General features: G+C 45.2%; 20 protein-coding genes. 17 read left to right on the top strand and 3 right to left on the bottom strand.

Annotated elements, in window-relative coordinates; genetic code table 11:
- Positions 1-632: 632 nt before the first annotated feature.
- Complete coding sequence (gene queG / locus PL85_RS09640; RefSeq protein ID WP_094166302.1) at positions 633-1,763, bottom strand: tRNA epoxyqueuosine(34) reductase QueG; 1,131 nt, start codon at positions 1,761-1,763, stop codon at positions 633-635.
- Positions 1,764-1,983: 220 nt separating this feature from the next.
- Between queG and tsaE the strand changes: the two genes are divergently transcribed.
- From tsaE to PL85_RS09595, 9 genes are all read left to right on the top strand, one after another.
- Positions 1,984-2,448 carry a tRNA (adenosine(37)-N6)-threonylcarbamoyltransferase complex ATPase subunit type 1 TsaE gene (tsaE, locus tag PL85_RS09635; protein WP_010318946.1) on the top strand — a complete coding sequence of 155 codons (465 nt, stop codon included), beginning with the start codon at positions 1,984-1,986 and terminating at the stop codon, positions 2,446-2,448.
- A complete protein-coding gene (locus tag PL85_RS09630; RefSeq protein WP_017043316.1) occupies positions 2,442-4,163 on the top strand; it encodes an N-acetylmuramoyl-L-alanine amidase in 1,722 nt (573 codons plus the stop codon). Before tsaE ends, PL85_RS09630 begins: the two co-directional genes overlap by 7 nt.
- 2 nt (positions 4,164-4,165) lie before the next feature.
- On the top strand, positions 4,166-6,148 hold the full coding sequence (gene mutL / locus PL85_RS09625; RefSeq protein WP_115339457.1) for a DNA mismatch repair endonuclease MutL: 1,983 nt from the start codon (positions 4,166-4,168) through the stop codon (positions 6,146-6,148).
- Positions 6,149-6,163: 15 nt separating this feature from the next.
- Positions 6,164-7,111, top strand: a complete 948-nt coding sequence (gene miaA, locus PL85_RS09620; RefSeq protein ID WP_115339905.1) for a tRNA (adenosine(37)-N6)-dimethylallyltransferase MiaA — start codon at positions 6,164-6,166, stop codon at positions 7,109-7,111.
- A 181-nt stretch (positions 7,112-7,292) separates the two neighbouring features.
- Positions 7,293-7,559, top strand: coding sequence for an RNA chaperone Hfq (hfq, locus tag PL85_RS09615; RefSeq protein ID WP_013857931.1), 267 nt, complete (start codon positions 7,293-7,295; stop codon positions 7,557-7,559).
- Between the two features lie 41 nt (positions 7,560-7,600).
- Positions 7,601-8,890: a ribosome rescue GTPase HflX gene (gene hflX / locus PL85_RS09610; protein WP_010318941.1), complete on the top strand. Its 1,290-nt coding sequence runs from the start codon at positions 7,601-7,603 to the stop codon at positions 8,888-8,890.
- Positions 8,891-8,935: 45 nt separating this feature from the next.
- Positions 8,936-10,129: an FtsH protease activity modulator HflK gene (gene hflK / locus PL85_RS09605; protein WP_013857930.1), complete on the top strand. Its 1,194-nt coding sequence runs from the start codon at positions 8,936-8,938 to the stop codon at positions 10,127-10,129.
- Between the two features lie 2 nt (positions 10,130-10,131).
- The gene (hflC, locus tag PL85_RS09600; RefSeq protein ID WP_013857929.1) at positions 10,132-11,112 is read left to right on the top strand and encodes a protease modulator HflC; all 981 of its coding nucleotides are present in this window, start codon (positions 10,132-10,134) and stop codon (positions 11,110-11,112) included.
- Between the two features lie 70 nt (positions 11,113-11,182).
- Positions 11,183-11,371, top strand: a complete 189-nt coding sequence (locus PL85_RS09595) for a DUF2065 domain-containing protein (RefSeq protein ID WP_017043313.1) — start codon at positions 11,183-11,185, stop codon at positions 11,369-11,371.
- Positions 11,372-11,435: 64 nt separating this feature from the next.
- Here PL85_RS09595 and PL85_RS09590 read toward each other — a convergent pair whose 3' ends face one another.
- Together PL85_RS09590 and PL85_RS09585 are read right to left on the bottom strand one after the other, a co-directional pair.
- Positions 11,436-11,663, bottom strand: a complete 228-nt coding sequence (locus PL85_RS09590) for a SlyX family protein (RefSeq protein WP_010318937.1) — start codon at positions 11,661-11,663, stop codon at positions 11,436-11,438.
- A gap of 2 nt (positions 11,664-11,665) precedes the next feature.
- Positions 11,666-12,646, bottom strand: coding sequence for a WD40 repeat domain-containing protein (locus PL85_RS09585; protein ID WP_026027456.1), 981 nt, complete (start codon positions 12,644-12,646; stop codon positions 11,666-11,668).
- A 139-nt stretch (positions 12,647-12,785) separates the two neighbouring features.
- Between PL85_RS09585 and fkpA the strand changes: the two genes are divergently transcribed.
- The 8 genes from fkpA to fusA all read left to right on the top strand — a co-directional run bounded on the left by fkpA (position 12,786) and on the right by fusA (position 18,823).
- Positions 12,786-13,574: an FKBP-type peptidyl-prolyl cis-trans isomerase gene (gene fkpA, locus PL85_RS09580; RefSeq protein WP_115339458.1), complete on the top strand. Its 789-nt coding sequence runs from the start codon at positions 12,786-12,788 to the stop codon at positions 13,572-13,574.
- Between the two features lie 185 nt (positions 13,575-13,759).
- Complete coding sequence (locus PL85_RS09575; protein WP_115339459.1) at positions 13,760-14,479, top strand: helix-turn-helix transcriptional regulator; 720 nt, start codon at positions 13,760-13,762, stop codon at positions 14,477-14,479.
- Positions 14,479-14,877 (top strand): sulfurtransferase complex subunit TusD, encoded by a 399-nt coding sequence (gene tusD / locus PL85_RS09570; protein WP_412766528.1) that lies wholly within the window; start codon positions 14,479-14,481, stop codon positions 14,875-14,877. The genes PL85_RS09575 and tusD overlap by 1 nt, the downstream gene beginning before the upstream one ends.
- The gene (gene tusC / locus PL85_RS09565) at positions 14,874-15,230 is read left to right on the top strand and encodes a sulfurtransferase complex subunit TusC (protein ID WP_064624234.1); all 357 of its coding nucleotides are present in this window, start codon (positions 14,874-14,876) and stop codon (positions 15,228-15,230) included. Before tusD ends, tusC begins: the two co-directional genes overlap by 4 nt.
- Before the next feature lie 10 nt (positions 15,231-15,240).
- Complete coding sequence (gene tusB / locus PL85_RS09560) at positions 15,241-15,516, top strand: sulfurtransferase complex subunit TusB (RefSeq protein ID WP_088720745.1); 276 nt, start codon at positions 15,241-15,243, stop codon at positions 15,514-15,516.
- A gap of 193 nt (positions 15,517-15,709) precedes the next feature.
- Positions 15,710-16,084, top strand: a complete 375-nt coding sequence (gene rpsL, locus PL85_RS09555; protein ID WP_010318930.1) for a 30S ribosomal protein S12 — start codon at positions 15,710-15,712, stop codon at positions 16,082-16,084.
- Between the two features lie 96 nt (positions 16,085-16,180).
- Positions 16,181-16,651 carry a 30S ribosomal protein S7 gene (gene rpsG, locus PL85_RS09550; RefSeq protein WP_013857921.1) on the top strand — a complete coding sequence of 157 codons (471 nt, stop codon included), beginning with the start codon at positions 16,181-16,183 and terminating at the stop codon, positions 16,649-16,651.
- Positions 16,652-16,726: 75 nt separating this feature from the next.
- Entirely contained in the window at positions 16,727-18,823 is a 2,097-nt protein-coding gene (fusA, locus tag PL85_RS09545) for an elongation factor G (protein WP_010318928.1), read from the top strand.
- Positions 18,824-18,967: the final 144 nt, after the last annotated feature.

The raw sequence follows: 18,967 nt of genomic DNA, 5'->3' as shown, positions 1-18,967 counted from the left end.
ATCATTGCGACACTAGCTCATTTGGTAGAGCGCAACCTTACCAAGGTTGAGGTAACGGTTATGTGTCGCTCCAGCTTCTTTCAGAGTGTTCTCTGAACTCAAACCAGTATTTGGTTTATGCTCTTTCTTTAATGCTGTGAAGCATAACTCCCTAAAATAAAAATAATCTGCAGTTCTAAGCGGATTTATTGCCGTCTTGATAACTTACGTGCTGAATTTCAATACACAGGTTAGTCTCTGTAGAATCTGGCTTTTCGTCGCTATTTATTCTTATTCATTAACAGAGTTATCCACAAAAATTAATTGTGGATAAGTTGGTGTATAACGTGTTTTTAGTGAAGTGCTGGTAAGCGTCAGTGAAAGATCTTTTAATGCGGCTCTGTTCTCTAATCTTGCTGTTTTTCTGTGTAACTAATTGTTTTTAAATTGATTTTTGTTTTTTTATCACCATTAGGTCAACTAACTGTATGATCATTAATATCAAGATCTTTGATCCTTGTCATTAATTGCTGATGTGGCTAACTTTTCTTAATTATAGAAAACAGTGTCGTGTTTAAAATTTTGTCCACAAATTGGTATTTTGAGATACATATCAAAGTCTGTGTTCATTAGTTATGCAATTACCTCATTTTTTACGCATCACGCGGTAACCCTTTCTCGACAATTCGAATTAAGCGCTGCTGCTTCTTATTGCTAGAGCATGCACTCGCTGGCTCCGATGATTTTCGTTTTTGTTCTACTAGCGCCCAATGTATATGTTCGTCTAATAAATCAGACAAGCCTAACCTCGTGTTTAGTGCTGCGATAATGCGTTGTGAATATGGCGCGTTTCCTAAAGCGATGGAAAGATTACGCAACCATTGCTGGTGGCCAATGCGGCGAATAGCCGAACCTTCCATATAACGTAAGAAGGTGGCCTCATCCCAAGCAAACAGTTCAACTAAGTCTGGTTCATCCAGTGCTTGACGGCGATGAAAATCACTTTGTTGAGTGAGGTCGGAAAAGCGATTCCAAGGGCAGACCAACTGGCAATCATCACAGCCGTAAATGCGATTACCCATTGCCTTGCGAAACTCTTCAGCAATTACGCCATCATATTCTATGGTGAGGTAAGAGATGCATCGGCGAGCATCAACAACACCGTCTTCTACGATGGCTTGTGTAGGGCATGAGGTGATGCAGGCTGTGCATTTGCCACATTGATTACTGCTTGGTGTATCGACCGGCAGCGGCAAATCAATCAGTAGTTCACCAAGAAAAAACCAAGAACCACTCTCTTTATCAAGGATAAGCGAATGCTTGCCAGTCCAACCAAGCCCAGCTTTTTGTGCTAAAGGCCGTTCTAGTATTGGTGCGGAGTCCACAAAAGGGCGATAACCGAGTGCCCCCACTTCTTGTTCAATCTTTTCGCCGAGTTTTTTGAGCTGGTTGCGTACCAGTTTATGGTAGTCACGCCCCAGAGCGTAGCGGCTGATATAAGCGTAATTGGGATTACTCAAATCACTGGCAAACCGAGCATCTGGGGGTAAGTAATTCATGCGTGCGCTGATCACGCGGACGGTGCCGGGAAGGAGTTCATGTGGCCTAGCTCGCATCATGCCATGGCGCGCCATCCAGTCCATCTCACCGTGAAATCCAGCATCCAACCATTTCTGCAAAGGCTCTTCGTGCTCACTGAGATCGATATCGCAGATCCCGACCTTTTCGAAGCCAAGTTCACGTGCCCAGATTTTAATTTTGTCTGCCAGTACTTGGTAGTCCATTATCGATGAGCTCGTTGCAAAAAGGGGCGAGGATCTTAACGGATCCTTTATTGAGGATCTAGGAAATGATCGTCTGTGATGTGGATTAAACTGACATAAAAAGCGAGTTTTTTCCTTTTACTTACAGAAGAGAGCTTGTCTCTCAATTCCAACCCAGTTTACTATTCGAGTTCTTTTGATTTTTATATAGTCAATTTTCGACACTTGAGAGCGGTAATTCATGAGTACTAAGATCTTTACCTTAAAAGACGAACAGCAAACGGTAAAATTAGGCGCAGCTTTGGCTAAGCGATGCTCTGCGCAAACCACGCTTTATTTGCATGGTGATCTCGGTGCTGGAAAAACAACCTTCAGCCGTGGCTTCATCCGCGCATTAGGCCATGTTGGCAACGTCAAGAGCCCGACTTATACCTTAGTTGAGCCTTATCAACTAGCCGATTGGCAAGTATACCATTTTGATCTTTATCGCTTGGCCGATCCGGAAGAGTTGGAATTTATGGGTATTCGTGACTATTTCACACCGGATGCGATCTGCCTTGTTGAGTGGCCAGAAAAAGGCAGCGGTCTACTTCCAACCGCAGATATTGATGTTGAGCTACGCTACGATGGCGAACAAAGGCAAGCTTTTCTGAGTGCAAACAGCCCCTATGGATCCTCATTGCTGAGTCAGTTGGAGTTATGTTGAACATCATCCATTTGTTACGAACGATAACTCTATCGCTTGCGGTTTGGGGCTGTGCTTTATTTACTTCAACGACGCACGCGAATGCATTAGAAGGCGTGCGCGTTTGGCCTTCTCCAGATGAAACTCGAGTGGTTATCGATCTCAAAACTGAAGCGGATTATAGCTATTTCACTTTAAGCAGCCCCGAGCGTTTGGTGGTTGATTTAAAAAACACCACGCTTAATACAAAATTGCCGCTTAAAGTCACGGATAGCCCTGTTCTCAAGCAAATTCGTAATAGCTCGCCTCCGGAGAAAGGGACGTATCGCTTGGTGTTTGAGTTACAGCGCAAAGTGAACCCTCAGCCATTTAAACTTGCGCCAACGCCGGGTGGTCAGTATGGGCATCGTTTGGTGGTTGATTTACCCCACAATTTGGATAGTGATAAGGCGACAGTAAAACCGGCCAGCCAAACTAAAGTGAGCCGCGACGCTTCGCAGTTATTAGGAACCGAGGATATCGTGGTGGCTATTGATGCTGGTCATGGCGGAGAAGATCCCGGCTCGATTGGCCCGACCAAAAAATATGAAAAAAATGCCACCTTAAGTATCTCCAAGAAGATCGCAGATCAAATTAACGCCGTACCGGGAATGAAGGCGGTCATGACACGCAGTGGCGATTACTTTGTCAACCTCAATAAACGTTCCGAAATTGCGCGCCGTAATAAGTCACACCTACTTGTCTCCATCCACGCCGATGCGTTTCATACCCCACAACCCAGGGGGGGCTCGGTGTTTGTGTTAAATACCAAGCGTGCGAATACGGAAATTGCTCGCTGGGTTGAGAACCACGAACAGCAATCAGAACTGTTAGGTGGGGCTGGTGAAGTGCTGGCAAAAAATAATAGCGATCGAAACGTTAGCCAAACCTTGCTGGACTTGCAATTTAGCCACTCGCAAAAAGAGGGTTACAAGGTGGCAACTCATCTGCTAGGCGAAATGGGAAAAGTAGCCCATTTACATAAAGCAGAGCCAGTCAACGCAAGTTTGGCGGTACTTAAGTCGCCCGATATTCCTTCGGTGTTGGTTGAAACGGGTTTTATTTCTAACCCTACCGAGGAACAATTGCTATTTCAGCGCTCGCATCAAGATAAATTGGCTCGCGCATTGGCAACCGCCATCGTCAAGTATTTTGAAGAAAACCCACCCGAGGGCACTCTGTTTGCTAATCGCGGTAAGACGCAAAAGCACAAAGTGCAGCGTGGGGAATCACTCTCGGTTATCGCTAATAAATATGGCACTTCGACTCAAGCATTAATCGCAACCAACAAACTAAAAAATGCCAATTTGTCGATTGGTCAAATCTTAACGATTCCGGCCACGTCAGCTCCGATTCGCGTTCCTGTGGTCAGCAACCCAGTAGAAACGGAAATTGTTACGCATGTGGTGAAATCTGGCGAGTATTTGGGCAAGATAGCGAGCACGTATAAAGTGAGTGTGGATGCGATTAAACGCGAAAATAACTTGCGTTCAGACACCTTAACGCTGGGGCAGAAACTGAAGATAACGGTGAGTTTGAAGGATAAGCCGCTGCGTAAGCATAAAGTTGAAAAAGGCGAGTTTTTGAGCAAAATTGCCAGCCAATATCAAGTGAGTCTGAATAGTATTCGCCAAGTAAACCAACTTCGGTCTGATCAGCTCGCCATAGGGCAAGTGTTGATCATTCCCAATAAGTAGTAATGAGTATGACGATTAAGATTCTACCTGCACGTCTTGCTAACCAAATTGCTGCAGGTGAAGTGGTTGAAAGACCGGCTTCTGTCGTTAAAGAGCTGGTGGAGAATAGCTTGGATTCGGGCGCCTCTCGTATCGATATCGATATCGAAAAGGGAGGTGCGAAGCTTATTCGTGTGCGTGATAACGGGCAAGGGATAGTAAAAGAGGAATTGGCGCTCGCTTTAAGCCGCCATGCAACTTCTAAAATTCACACCTTGGATGATTTAGAGGCGATCGTCAGCTTAGGTTTTCGTGGAGAAGCGCTCGCGAGTATTAGCTCAGTCTCTCGGCTTACATTGACGTCTCGTCCAGCCACGCAAGAACAGGCTTGGGCAGCATACAGTGAAGGTCGAGATATGGCGGTTAAGTTGCAGCCAGCCGCACACCCGATTGGAACGTCTGTCGAAGTGCTCGATCTGTTCTTTAATACGCCCGCTCGGCGCAAATTTTTACGCACAGAGAAAACAGAATTTACTCACATTGATGAGCTACTAAAACGCATTGCTTTGAGCCGGTTTGATGTCACCATCAATGTGCGCCATAACGGCAAGATGGTACGTCAATATCGAGCGGCTAAAACGGCCGCTCAAGAGGAAAAAAGAATCGCGGCTGTGTGTGGCAACGCTTTTGTTCGCCATATGCTGAACATTGAGTTGGAACATCAAGGGCTTCGCTTGCATGGTTGGATAACGACTCCAGAAGGCGCGCGCCAGCAGAGTGATTTGCAATACTGCTACGTTAATGGGCGGATGATGCGTGACAAGCTGATTAATCATGCTATCCGGCAAAGTTATGAAACCAGCCTGAGAGGCGATCAGTTCGCCACTTATGTACTCTTCATTGAGCTCGATCCCCATCAAGTGGATGTGAATGTCCATCCCGCGAAACACGAGGTGCGTTTCCATCAAGCGCGATTAGTGCATGATTTTATCTATCAAGCACTCAGTAGTGCACTGGCTGAAAGCAAGCACATTGAGAAGCCGCAGCTCAAACCATCGGCTTTTCATCAGCCCGATGCGGCGACTGTGGATCGCATTGAGAATGACACTGCAATTGATAGTGTGTGCCAAGAAACTGAGGGGCATAACACCGTTCCAGAGCAAGTGTGGCAAGCGATTGACAACACTCCCGCTTATCCACGAAAAGCTGAGCGAGAAAGCACAACCGCGCACGGCATAGCTGAAACGCCAAAGCGTAGCCATTGGCAGCAAAACGGCTCTCCATCTTCTTCTCGGGCGAAAGCTGAGCGCCAGCCAACGGGCTCACCTTCGAGCGGGGAAGTGAAGCTCTATCAAGAGCTGATGGCAACTCAACCGCCAGCTTCAGCAGTCGAACTTTCTCCTATTGCACATCAAGATCAAGGTGAAATGCTGCAGATCGAACAGTTGGGTAAAGCTATTGCTGTAATCAAAGGGCAGTACCTGTTAATGGGGTCCAAACAGGGCGTCGTATTGCTTTCTCTTATCAAAGGGGCATGGCTGAAAACTCGCGGCCAATTGCATACCGAACAAGGCGGCTTGAAAAGCCAACCTTTACTCGTGCCGCTCTCCATCAAGCTCTCAGCACAAGAACATCAAGCGTTAACGCATTGCCAGCCGATGTTGAATACGCTAGGGATTGAGCTTAAAGAACGTCATGGTTCAAGCATCATGGTGATGGGCGTACCTCAACCGTTGAGGCAACAAAACCTGCAAAACTTAATCCCAGATCTGCTATCTTACGTGTCCGCTAATTTTACGGCTGATGATGAACCTATTACGGTGGATCTTGTTGCCGATTGGCTGGCTGAACACATCACTGTGGTGAAAAGTGACTACACTTTGTCTGAAGCCATCCAAATGATTTCGGAACTTGAACAGCTTTGGCAAGGGCAACTTCCTCTTCATGATGCGAGTTTTGTCCGCCCCGTTGATTTTTCTACCACCATAGCGGCCTTGTTGGCATAACGAATTAAAAGAATGATGAATCAAACACAACCATTGGCTCTGTTTTTAATGGGCCCGACCGCATCAGGTAAAACAGATTTGGCGATTCGTTTGCGCCAAAAATACCCAGTGGAAATCATCAGTGTCGACTCGGCGCTGATCTACAAAGGCATGGATATTGGCACCGCCAAACCTAATGCACATGAACTGGCACTCGCACCTCATCGTCTGATCGATATTTTGGATCCAAGTGAAGTCTATTCGGCGGCAGATTTTCGTCGCGATGCATTACTTGCAATGCATGATATTACCGCGCAAGGTAAAATTCCTCTGCTCGTTGGGGGAACTATGTTGTATTACAAGGCTCTACTTGAAGGGCTTTCGCCACTTCCTGCAGCTAACCCTGAGATACGGCAACAAATTGAGCAAGAGGCTTTGGAGCATGGTTGGGGTCAGTTACACGATCAATTACAAACGATTGATCCGGTTTCGGCGGCAAGAATTCATCCTAATGATCCACAAAGATTGTCACGAGCATTGGAAGTTTACCGAATTTCAGGTAAAACTCTTACAGAGTTAACTCAAACGAAAGGCGAAAGCCTGCCATTTCGAGTTAAACAGTTTGCTATAGCTCCCAAGGAAAGGGCTGAGCTCCACCGTCGAATCGAACTCAGGTTTGAAAAGATGATCGAAGCTGGATTTGAAGAAGAAATGAAAGCACTTTATGCTCGAAGCGATCTTCATCCGGATTTGCCATCGATTCGCTGTGTTGGTTATCGACAGATGTGGGACTATTTGGATGGGAATTGTACGTTAGAGGAAGCGGTATATCGTGGAATCTGTGCAACCCGTCAATTGGCCAAGCGTCAGATCACCTGGTTACGCAGCTGGGATGATTTAACTTGGTTAGATAGTGAAAACATTGATCATGCAGTAGAAACTCTCTCAAATGCCATAGCATCTGATGGAGTTAGCTGTGTATAATGTGATCGCTTTTGCGTGATGTACCCTGTAAAGGATCCGTTACTTGATATTTGGTATTATCGCCGTCATAACAAGTAGCAACGGGGTTTTTATTCATTTAGCTCAGATGCAAAGGCCGCACCAATAATGCAGTGCACCACTAGCTAAATAACTACAACAAAATACAAATAAGGAAAATAAAATGGCTAAGGGGCAATCTCTACAAGACCCATTCTTAAATGCACTACGTCGTGAGCGCATTCCAGTATCCATCTACCTTGTGAACGGAATTAAGCTTCAAGGTCAGATTGAATCCTTTGATCAATTTGTGATCTTACTGAAAAACACAGTCAATCAAATGGTGTATAAGCATGCGATTTCAACGGTTGTTCCTGCACGTGCAGTGAGCCACCACACTGCTGAGCCACGCACTGGGTCTGATCGTCCATCAGACAAATCAGAAGAGTAATTCTCTGATTAGTATTATTTACTTACAAAGGAGTTGGTTGCTTGTTTGACCGTTACGAAGCCGGTGAGCGAGCGGTACTTGTTCATATCAACTTCACGCAAAAGGGTGAGTGGGATGATCTCAGCGAGTGTGAAATGCTGGTTTCTTCTGCTGGAGTGTCGACACTGCAAATTATTACTGGCAGCCGTCAAACTCCACACCCTAAATATTATGTCGGTGAGGGTAAAGCCCAAGAGATAGCGCATGCGGTTCAACTTGTTGAAGCGGATGTGGTTATCTTCAACCACGCCCTTTCTCCTGCCCAAGAACGTAATCTTGAACAACTATGCCAATGTCGAGTGATTGACCGTACTGGCCTCATCCTCGATATTTTTGCCCAACGAGCACGAACCCATGAAGGGAAGTTGCAAGTAGAGCTGGCACAATTACGCCACATCTCTACGCGATTAATTCGTGGTTGGACGCACCTTGAGCGACAAAAAGGCGGTATAGGCTTACGTGGACCTGGTGAAACGCAGCTAGAAACCGACAGACGTTTATTGCGTGAACGTATTAAAGCGATATTACGCCGCTTAGAGAAAGTCGCTAAGCAGCGAGAACAAGGACGCCGAGCTCGAAATCGAGCTGAGATTCCCACCATATCGCTAGTGGGTTATACCAATGCGGGGAAATCAACGTTATTTAATCGCATTACTGAAGCTGGGGTTTATGCAGCAGATCAACTGTTTGCAACCCTAGATCCTACCTTGCGGAAAATCGAATTGGCGGACGTTGGTACTGCCGTTCTCGCTGACACCGTAGGATTTATTCGTCATCTGCCGCACGATTTAGTTGCAGCATTTAAAGCCACGTTACAAGAAACTCAAGAAGCTGACATTTTGTTACATGTTGTTGATGCCAGTGATGAGCGTTTTCGTGAGAATATCAAAGCCGTCCATGATGTATTAGAAGAGATTGACGCCCATGAGGTGCCAACGCTTGTCGTCATGAACAAGATCGATAATCTAGAAGGCCAACAACCTCGCATCGAAAAAGATGATGAGGGAATACCGAGAACCGTGTGGTTATCAGCCATGGATGGACAGGGTATTGATCTGCTTTTCGAAGCATTGACAGAGCGATTAGCGAGTCAAGTCATTCAATATCAATTGTGTATTCCACCACTGCACCAAGGTCGCATTCGTAGTGCATTTTCACAAATGAAATGTATTCAACAAGAAGAATATGATCCAGATGGTAATTTGTTGATTAACATTCGTATGCAGCAAGTTGATTGGTTTAGACTAGAAAAAAGAGAAGAAGCAGTTTTGCGTGACTTTATAGTTACTTAAAGGACTGCTACAGTATAACGTCATATCAAATGATGGAGCTTTCTAATGGCGTGGAATGAGCCCGGTAATAACAACGGCAACAATGGCCGCGATAATGACCCTTGGGGTAATAATCGTGGTGACAAAAATAAAGGTGGCCGTGATCAAGGACCGCCAGATTTGGATGAGGTTTTCAATAAACTGAGCCAGAAACTGGGCGGACGATTTGGTAAGAAAGGCGGTAAAGGCCCTTCATTCTCTGGTGGTAGCGCAATTGGCTTTGGAGTCATTGCAGCAATCGCAGTTGCGGTGTGGTTCTTTTCTGGTTTCTATACGATTGGTGAAGCTGAGCGTGGCGTCGTGCTGCGTTTAGGTAAGTATGATCGCATCGTTGATCCTGGTTTGAACTGGCGTCCTCGCTTTGTTGATGAGGTGACGGCCGTTAACGTACAAGCGATTCGTTCACTACGTGCATCGGGTTTGATGCTAACCAAAGATGAAAACGTGGTCACTGTTGGCATGGATGTACAATATCGCGTGTCTGATCCATACAAGTACTTGTATCGTGTGACTAATGCTGACGATAGCTTACGCCAAGCAACTGACTCAGCATTACGTGCCGTGGTTGGTGATTCTTTGATGGACAGTATCTTAACCAGTGGCCGTCAGCAAATTCGTCAAAGTACCCAAACGACCTTGAATCAAATCATTGATAGCTATGATATGGGCTTAATGATTGTCGATGTCAACTTCCAGTCGGCTCGTCCGCCAGAGCAAGTTAAAGATGCGTTCGATGATGCGATTGCGGCGCGAGAAGATGAAGAGCGTTTCATTCGTGAATCTGAAGCGTATAAGAACGAAATCCTGCCTAAAGCAACAGGCCGAGCAGAACGTTTGAAGAAAGAAGCGCAAGGTTATACAGAACGCACGATTAACGAAGCATTGGGTCAAGTGGCACAGTTTGAAAAACTGCTCCCTGAGTATCAAGCCGCGCCAGATGTGACACGTAATCGTCTCTACCTAGATACTATGGAAGAGGTGTATTCAAACACATCTAAAGTGCTAATTGATTCAGAATCCAGTGGCAATATGCTTTATCTACCGTTGGATCGAATTACAGGCCAAGACAGTAAGAATGACACCAAACGTCAAGATAAATCATCATCAACCTATGATCAGATAGAGCTTGATTCACCAACCAGCAGTGATACAGGTAATACACCGTCTCGCTCTAGCAATACACGTCAAGGGAGATACTAGTAATGCGTAAGTTAATGATCCCAGTATTAGTGATTGCACTGGTATTGATGTTGATGTCGCTGTTTGTGATTCCTGAAGGTGAGCGCGGTATTGTTGTCCGTTTCGGTCGTATTCTGAAAGATAACAATGAAATTGCTCGAATCTACGAACCGGGTTTGCATTTTAAAATGCCACTGTTTGATCGAGTAAGAACGTTAGATGCGCGCATCCAAACAATGGATGGCCGCTCTGACCGTTTCGTGACTTCAGAGAAAAAAGATGTGATCATCGATACCTATGTCAAATGGCGTATTGAAGACTTTGGTCAATACTACTTGGCAACGGGTGGTGGCAATGCATTGACAGCTCAAGCACTGCTAGAACGTAAAGTGACAGACATTCTTCGTTCTGAAATCGGTTCTCGTGAAATCAAACAAATTGTTTCAGGCCCACGTAATAAAGATGTCTTGCCGGAAAGTGCTGATGACGAAGTCGTCACGACTGAGGCTGCGAAACAAGCATTGGAAATCGATGGTCAGCGTGACCAAGTGATGGAAAATGTGTTGGAAGATACGCGTAAAGGTGCACTGAAAGATTTAGGCGTGAGAGTGGTTGATTTCCGTATTAAGAAAATCAACCTCCCAGATGAGATCAGTGAGTCTATCTATCGTCGTATGCGTGCTGAACGTGAGTCAGTAGCTCGTAAACACCGTTCTCAAGGTCGTGAAAAAGCCGAAGTCATTCGTGCTCAAGCTGAACTTGAAGTGGCGACTATCTTAGCGGAAGCGGATAAAACGGCTCGCGTAACTCGCGGTGATGCTGATGCTAAAGCAGCGAAGATTTACTCAGATGTGTACAGTAAAGATCCTGAGTTTTACGGGTTCTTACGTTCGCTGAAAGCCTATGAGAAATCATTTAGCGAGAAGAGTGATATCTTGGTGCTTGATCCTAAGAGTGATTTCTTCAAGTACATGAATAACACCAAAGGTTTGACAACGAAATAATTGACCGTTGTTTATTCAAAGGCTCCTTCAGGGAGCCTTTGTCGTTTATGGCTTTAAGAGAGAAGGCACTATGTCGAATTCAATCTGGCTTGCTGTGGGGCTAGTGTTAATTGCAGAAGGTATTGGACCGTTAATCGCCCCTAATGGCTGGAGAAAGATGGTGGCAGAGCTCAGCCAGCAGCCCGATCATCAACTGCGCCGTATCGGTGGTTGTCTCGTCGTTGCTGGGGGCATCATTGCGTACTATTTCGCACGATAGTGATGCACAATAGCGCGGTAACCGATTTATTATTATCAGTTTATCATTATCAGTATCATCACTATCAATAGTGAGGTGGTGGAGTCTCTTCTGATGGATCCGCTAAATGTGAGGCATCCATATTTTTGACTTTACCAGCCACATATTTCATTTGGTCTTGCATTTTCGTCAGCATGAGCTGCTGTGTTGATAATGCTTGATTGAGTTCATCAATGGTTTGTTCTTGAAAAGCAAGTTGGCATTCCAAGTCACTAACACGCTGTTCTAATTGCTGAATATACTTATCGTTCATAACTAATCGTCGAGTTTCCAAGCCTGAGCAATACCTGCAGAGCTTCCGGTAATAATTCGTTGCTGATGATCAAAGGCCGCATCATACACCACCGCAGTGGGTGGGCGAGCATCTTTTAGCGGTTCTACTTCGAATCCTTGCTGTTTTTTACCACTTTGAGTATCCCAAACCGCGACTTGGCTTGAAGGATTCCCTGTCACAAGCAACCTGCCATCATCAGAAAAACGCGCGGTAGAGAAAATCAATTGTCGTGAAAAACTGCGCAATTTCGCCTGTTCCTTACCCGAGGAGAGATCCCAAATAATGGATTGATTACCACCATCGGAGGTAAAGGCTAATTTTCCCTCTCGCTGCAGCGCTACTCGATTCACCCGCTGCTCATGTTCAAACGATCGTAAAATTTGCCCACTTTGCGTATCCCAAAGGTAGGCAAAATAATCATTACCTCCCGTCAGAGCAAAACGGCCATTGGGCGATAGGGCGACAGAATTCACTTTTTCTCGATGAGCAAGGAACTCTAGTCGACGTCCAGTGACTAAATCGACGTAAATCGCTTTACCATTGGATAAACCGAGTAGAACTTGTTTTCCGTTATTGGCAATGTCAATGTCTCGGATCAGCCCATCGGAGATGGACCACAAACCTTGAGCTTGTGTCCAACCTAAGTCCCATACGGCAAAGTTAATTTGGCTAGCGGTCACGGCAAAACGGCCATTATCGGAGAGTCGAATATGAGAAACGGTATTGGCTTGTGGGTCTTGAGGTCCCAATTCGGCTAAGGTTTTGTTTTGTTCAAGATCCCATAGAACGAGTTGTCTTTGTTTGGAATAGAGTAGCGCAAAACGACCATCGCGGCTTAAACCGAAACTGGTCGAACCGTTTGGTTCTATATCCCAACGTTGTACATCGCTGTTAGAGAAAAAACAGCCATTTAACATCAAGATGACAATGCAACCTAGGATTGAATGAGAAATTATTCGCATCAAGTCTAATTATCCGCTTTGAGTGTAAAGACAATCTATCAACATATCGCTATATTGGTACAACTCTGTTTAGCGCACCAGTTTTTCACCGAAATTTGTGCGTAATAACAAAAGGTTTGCCTACAAATTGGAGAAATAAATGAAATCATTGTTTAAAGTGTCACTGCTTGCGGCAACCGTCATGCTTGCAGTTGGCTGCCAGAAAGATGAAGCCCCGAAAACTGAAGCAGCACCTGCAGCAGAACAAGTACAAACGGAAGCGGGGAAAACGGTTCACTTTAAAACAGAAGATGACAAAGCGGCTTACGCGATTGGCGTCTCTTTTGCAAATTACCTCAGCACCAGCATTGAAAAACCAGCCGAAATTGGTATCAATCTGAATAAAGATCTGGTTCTAAAAGGGATTGAACATGTCTTCGCCGGCAATGCTGAGTTGAGTGAAGAAGATACACGCGCAGCGCTAGAAGCTCTAGATAAACGCGTTTCTGAAACCATGCAAGCGAAAGCCGCTGAAAAAGCGGCTGCTGCTGAAAAAGCTGGTGACGAATTCCGCGCTGAATTTGAAAAACAAGATGGCGTAAAGAAAACTGAATCTGGTTTACTGTACCAAGTACTGACGCCAGCAAAAGGTGAGTCACCAAAAGAGACCGATACTGTTCAAGTGCATTACAAAGGGACACTGGCTGACGGTACTCAATTTGATAGCTCGTATGATCGTGGTGAGCCAGCGACATTCCCACTCAATCGGGTTATTCCTGGTTGGACAGAAGGTGTGCAACTGATGCAAGTGGGAGCAAAATACAAGTTTGTTATCCCGCCGCAACTGGCTTACGGTGAGCAAGACACACCGACTATTCCAGCAAACTCAACACTTGTGTTTGAAGTGGAGTTGCTAAAAATTGATAACGGTAGCGATGCGGCTAAATAATATCAGCCATTGTTGAACCGTTGTAACCAGCTCAAAGGCCTGATGAATCAGGCCTTTTCTGTCTCTAACGACTCACTAATTAGTTGTCCTAAATCACTTGTTAGTGACTTAACAGAGTTTTCGATTAAAATTTTCTGATAAACTTACGTCAATTTGTTGATTTTTCGCTCTAAGGCTAGATAACAGTGACAACGACAGAAACTCTAAACGCGGATATGTTGCTTGAAATGGAATCCGTGCACGTGATGCCATTTAGTGATCACGATAAAATCATTCTTCGATCTTATGAAGCTGTGGTTGACGGTATCGCCAGCCTGATTGGTCCTTTTTGTGAGATCGTTCTGCACTCATTGGAAGATCTCAATACCTCGGCGATTAAAATTGCCAATGGTGAAAACACGGGACGTCAAGTGGGTTCCCCGATCACTGATCTTGCACTGCGTATGTTGAAAGATATTGAAGGATCGGAGCGTAACTTCTCACGATCGTATTTCTCTCGCGCCAAGGGTGGTGTGTTGATGAAATCGATTACGGTCGCGATTCGTAATGGTGATAACCGAGTCATTGGCTTACTTTGTATCAACGTCAATTTAGATGCTCCGTTCTCACAAGTTCTGCAATCATTCATGCCGACTCAGGAAGCTCAGGAAGCCGCCTCATCGGTTAACTTTGCCAGTGATGTAGAAGAGCTGGTGGATCAGACGGTAGAGCGTACCATCGAAGAGATCAACGCCGATAAATCAGTGTCTAACAATACCAAGAACCGTCAGATCGTGATGGAGTTGTATGACAAAGGTATTTTTGATATCAAAGATGCCATCAACCGTGTTGCTGACCGACTGAATATTTCCAAGCATACCGTGTACCTCTACATTCGCCAGCGTAAGACTGGAGAAGAATCGTAGTGAGCCAAACGTTGACTTATACGCTACTGGTCAATGGCTCAGTGTATGGCACTCAGGCAGCGCGTAGTGCTTATCTGTTTGCCTGTGCATTGCTAGCAAAAGGGCATTCACTCAAGCAAGTATTTTTTTATCAAGATGGTGTTTTCAATGGCTCTGCGATCACCGCGCCTGCAAACGATGAGTTTGATCTTGTGAAAGCATGGCAGAGGCTAGCTACTGAACACCATGTAAGCTTAGAAACCTGTGTTGCTGCAGCGTTACGTCGTGGCATTATCAGTGAAAATGAAGCTCAGCAACACCAGCTCACTGCGCATAATTTGGCACAAGGTTTTGCACAAACTGGGTTAGGAAGCTTAGCTGAAGCGTTATTAACTCAAGATCGAGTGGTACAGTTTTGAAAAAAATCGGTTTTGTTTTTCATTCTTCGCCTCATTCTAGTTCGGCTGGAAGAGAAGGGCTGGACGCTGTACTGGCAGCCTCGGCCTATTGTGATGCGATCTCGCTCTTTTTTGTTGGGTTTGGCGTGACGCAAATCGTCGCCAACCAATCACCGCAACAACTGCTTAGCCGTGATTACATCAGTGCGTTTAAACTGCTTGAGTTATACGATATTGAACACCTTTATCTGTGTGAGCAAAGCGTTGAAGAGTTGGGGTTAGCATCGGCTCAATGGGTAATCGATGTTGAAAAAAAATCGCCTCAGCAAATCGCTCAGTTACTTCACGAGTGCGATCAAGTACTAACTTTCTAAGGTAATATCTATGCTGCATATTGTAAAAGACACGGCAAAACTGACCTTAGCGCAGCGCTATTGTTTGGCTGAGGATAGTATTATCTTGGTTGAAGAAGCGGTGTATATGAGTAACCCTAGTGCGGGCTCTTTTTTACTACTCAACGATCTGAACAGGGTTTATGTCTTACTTGAGGATCTCTGCGCGCGCGGGGTGCAGGATCTCTGCTCAGTACAAATTACCAAAGTGGATTTCTCTGGTTTGGTTGAACTTACTACTAATCATGAAAAATCAATCACTTGGTAGATTTTCTTGTCGCTATTACCCCTCTATTACCCCTCTATTACCCACCCTTTACTTATGGTGGTTAAAAAAGATCTGTATATTTCTTGACACACCTCTCACTGCTGCATAGAATTTTGCGTCCCTATTTGTACTAAGTGCACTAGGGACTAGATTTTTCACAAAGCTTACTTTAAGTAAATTCAGGAGCTAGTTAATGGCAACTATTAACCAGTTGGTCCGCAATCCTCGTGTAAAGCAAGTTGTTAAAAGCAACGTGCCAGCACTAGAAGCGTGCCCACAAAAACGTGGTGTATGTACACGTGTTTACACTACTACACCTAAAAAACCTAACTCAGCACTTCGTAAAGTATGTCGTGTTCGTCTAACGAACGGCTTCGAAGTGACTTCGTACATCGGCGGTGAAGGTCACAACCTTCAAGAGCACTCAGTTGTTCTTATCCGTGGCGGTCGTGTAAAAGACCTTCCAGGTGTGCGTTACCACACAATCCGTGGTGCACTTGACTGTGCAGGCGTAAACGACCGTAAACAAGCTCGTTCTAAATACGGTGTGAAACGTCCTAAATCTTAATGGATTTCCGTTAAGTAAGGCCAAACACTAAATTATTTAATTTTTGAAGAAACTGAAAAGTTTTGGATAACCTGAAAAAGACAACGGAGAATATCCATGCCACGTCGTCGCGTTATTGGTCAGCGTAAGATCCTTCCAGATCCAAAGTTCAAGTCTGAACTGCTGGCAAAATTCGTTAACATTCTTATGGTTGACGGTAAAAAATCTACTGCAGAGAAAATTGTTTACACTGCACTAGACACTATGGCTGAGAAATCTGGCAAAGGTCACTTAGCTGTATTTGAAGAAGCTCTTGAAAACGTACGTCCAGCGGTCGAAGTTAAATCTCGCCGCGTGGGTGGTTCAACTTACCAAGTGCCAGTAGAAGTACGTCCGGTTCGCCGTAACGCACTTGCTATGCGTTGGGTAGTTGATGCTGCGCGTAAGCGTGGTGAAAAATCTATGGCTGCTCGCCTAGCTGCTGAAATGCTAGACGCGTCAGAAAATAAAGGTACTGCTGTTAAGAAACGTGAAGACGTTCACCGTATGGCAGAAGCGAACAAAGCATTCGCTCATTACCGCTGGTAATACCTTCTGTGCTGCGAGGTTCTCTCGCAGCACATTTTCATACTCTAAGGATTACCTTAGTAAGAGGATACAATCGTGGCTCGGAAAACTCCTATTGAGCGCTACCGCAACATCGGTATCTGTGCTCACGTAGATGCAGGTAAAACAACCACTACTGAGCGTATTCTGTTCTACACTGGCCTTTCTCACAAAATCGGCGAAGTTCACGATGGTGCTGCAACCATGGACTGGATGGAGCAGGAGCAAGAACGTGGTATCACTATAACTTCTGCTGCTACAACAACCTTCTGGCGTGGTATGGAAGCACAGTTCCAAGATCATCGCGTAAACATCATTGATACCCCAGGACACGTTGACTTTACAATTGAAGTAGAGCGTTCACTTCGTGTGCTTGATGGTGCTGTGGTTGTATTCTGTGGCTCATCTGGTGTTGAACCCCAGTCTGAAACTGTATGGCGTCAAGCTGACAAATACGGTGTTCCTCGCATGGTGTTCGTTAATAAAATGGACCGTGCTGGCGCAGACTTTTTACGCGTTGTAAACCAAATTAAACATCGTCTTGGTGCGACTCCTGTTCCTATTCAATTAAATATTGGTGCGGAAGAAGAGTTCAAAGGTGTCATCGACCTTATCAAGATGAAAGCCATCAACTGGAATGAAGCCGATCAAGGCATGACGTTTACTTACGAAGACATTCCAGAAGATATGCTTGAGTTGGCCGAAGAATGGCACAACAACCTAGTAGAAGCGGCAGCGGAAGCTAGTGAAGAGTTAATGGAAAAGTATCTTGAAGACGGCGAGCTGACAGAAGCGGAAATCAAACAAGCGCTACGGACTCGTACTATTAACAATGAAATCGTATTGGCCACTTGTGGTAGTGCCTTTAAAAATAAAGGCGTACAAGCGGTATTGGATGCGGTTGTTGAATATTTGCCTTCACCGGTAGATGTACCAGCCATTAAAGGCGTGGATGAAAACGAGAACGAAGTAGAACGTCACGCTGACGACAACGAACCATTCTCGGCACTTGCATTTAAGATTGCCACTGACCCATTTGTTGGCACATTAACTTTTATGCGTGTTTACTCTGGTGTGGTGAACTCTGGCGATGCCGTTTACAACTCAGTGAAACAGAAAAAAGAACGTTTTGGTCGTATCGTACAGATGCATGCCAACAAACGTGAAGAGATTAAAGAAGTTCGTGCTGGCGATATTGCGGCTGCGATCGGCTTAAAAGATGTCACTACAGGCGATACGCTGTGTAACCCAGACCACAAAGTGGTTCTTGAGCGCATGGAATTCCCTGAGCCAGTGATTCAAATTGCGGTAGAGCCTCGCTCTAAAGCTGACCAAGAAAAAATGGGTATTGCGCTAGGTAAACTGGCGGCAGAAGACCCATCTTTCCGTGTCGAAACCGATAAGGAAACAGGTCAAACGTTGATCTCTGGTATGGGTGAGCTCCACCTAGACATCATTGTTGATCGCATGAAGCGTGAGTTCAGTGTGGACTGTAACGTTGGTAAACCACAAGTGGCTTACCGAGAAACTATCCGTGGAAAAGCGGAAGTAGAAGGCAAGTTCGTTCGTCAATCTGGTGGTCGTGGTCAATATGGTCACGTTTGGCTTAAGATTGAACCTGCGGAACTCGGCGAAGGCTTTGTCTTTGTCGACGAAATCGTTGGTGGTGTGATTCCTAAGGAATACATCAGCTCGGTTGCGAAAGGTATCGAAGAGCAAATGAACAACGGTGTGTTAGCTGGTTATCCGATTCTGGATGTGAAAGCGACATTATTCGATGGTTCATATCATGATGTCGACTCAAGCGAGATGGCGTTTAAGATTGCTGGTTCGATGGCGTTCAAGAAAGGTGCTTTAGAAGCGCAGCCTGTTCTTCTTGAACCAATGATGAAAGTTGAAGTAACTACTCCAGAAGATTGGATGGGTGATGTTGTGGGTGACTTAAACCGTCGTCGCGGCATGATTGAAGGTATGGATGAAGGCCATGCAGGCCTTAAGATTATCCATGCTAGAGTCCCTCTATCGGAAATGTTTGGTTATGCAACAGACTTACGATCTGCCACTCAGGGTCGCGCCTCTTACTCCATGGAGTTTGCAGAGTACGCTGATGTGCCAAAAAATGTTGCAGAAGCAATCATTGCAGAACGTGGTTAACTGTTATTTGTTTAATAACGAATCTATTGCGCTGATGAGAGTTGGCGCATAAAATAGCAATTTCTGGCGCGTCTTGAGCTATATGTGACTCAAGACGAATCATAACTAGGAAGGAACACGATCGTGTCTAAAGCAAAATTTGAA

Source organism: Vibrio anguillarum, from assembly GCF_001989995.2.
In the GTDB taxonomy this organism is placed as follows: domain Bacteria; phylum Pseudomonadota; class Gammaproteobacteria; order Enterobacterales; family Vibrionaceae; genus Vibrio; species Vibrio anguillarum.
This window is presented reverse-complemented; position numbering and strand designations above follow the sequence as displayed.

What these genes read in the sequence shown, in the direction of transcription:
- queG (WP_094166302.1), bottom strand. Translation starts at nt 1,763, where the DNA reads ATGGACTACCAAGTACTGGCAGACAAAATTAAAATCTGGGCACGTGAA.
- tsaE (WP_010318946.1), top strand. Translation starts at nt 1,984, where the DNA reads ATGAGTACTAAGATCTTTACCTTAAAAGACGAACAGCAAACGGTAAAA.
- PL85_RS09630 (WP_017043316.1), top strand. Translation starts at nt 2,442, where the DNA reads ATGTTGAACATCATCCATTTGTTACGAACGATAACTCTATCGCTTGCG.
- mutL (WP_115339457.1), top strand. Translation starts at nt 4,166, where the DNA reads ATGAGTATGACGATTAAGATTCTACCTGCACGTCTTGCTAACCAAATT.
- miaA (WP_115339905.1), top strand. Translation starts at nt 6,164, where the DNA reads ATGAATCAAACACAACCATTGGCTCTGTTTTTAATGGGCCCGACCGCA.
- hfq (WP_013857931.1), top strand. Translation starts at nt 7,293, where the DNA reads ATGGCTAAGGGGCAATCTCTACAAGACCCATTCTTAAATGCACTACGT.
- hflK (WP_013857930.1), top strand. Translation starts at nt 8,936, where the DNA reads ATGGCGTGGAATGAGCCCGGTAATAACAACGGCAACAATGGCCGCGAT.
- hflC (WP_013857929.1), top strand. Translation starts at nt 10,132, where the DNA reads ATGCGTAAGTTAATGATCCCAGTATTAGTGATTGCACTGGTATTGATG.
- PL85_RS09595 (WP_017043313.1), top strand. Translation starts at nt 11,183, where the DNA reads ATGTCGAATTCAATCTGGCTTGCTGTGGGGCTAGTGTTAATTGCAGAA.
- PL85_RS09590 (WP_010318937.1), bottom strand. Translation starts at nt 11,663, where the DNA reads ATGAACGATAAGTATATTCAGCAATTAGAACAGCGTGTTAGTGACTTG.
- PL85_RS09585 (WP_026027456.1), bottom strand. Translation starts at nt 12,646, where the DNA reads ATGCGAATAATTTCTCATTCAATCCTAGGTTGCATTGTCATCTTGATG.
- fkpA (WP_115339458.1), top strand. Translation starts at nt 12,786, where the DNA reads ATGAAATCATTGTTTAAAGTGTCACTGCTTGCGGCAACCGTCATGCTT.
- tusB (WP_088720745.1), top strand. Translation starts at nt 15,241, where the DNA reads ATGCTGCATATTGTAAAAGACACGGCAAAACTGACCTTAGCGCAGCGC.
- rpsL (WP_010318930.1), top strand. Translation starts at nt 15,710, where the DNA reads ATGGCAACTATTAACCAGTTGGTCCGCAATCCTCGTGTAAAGCAAGTT.
- rpsG (WP_013857921.1), top strand. Translation starts at nt 16,181, where the DNA reads ATGCCACGTCGTCGCGTTATTGGTCAGCGTAAGATCCTTCCAGATCCA.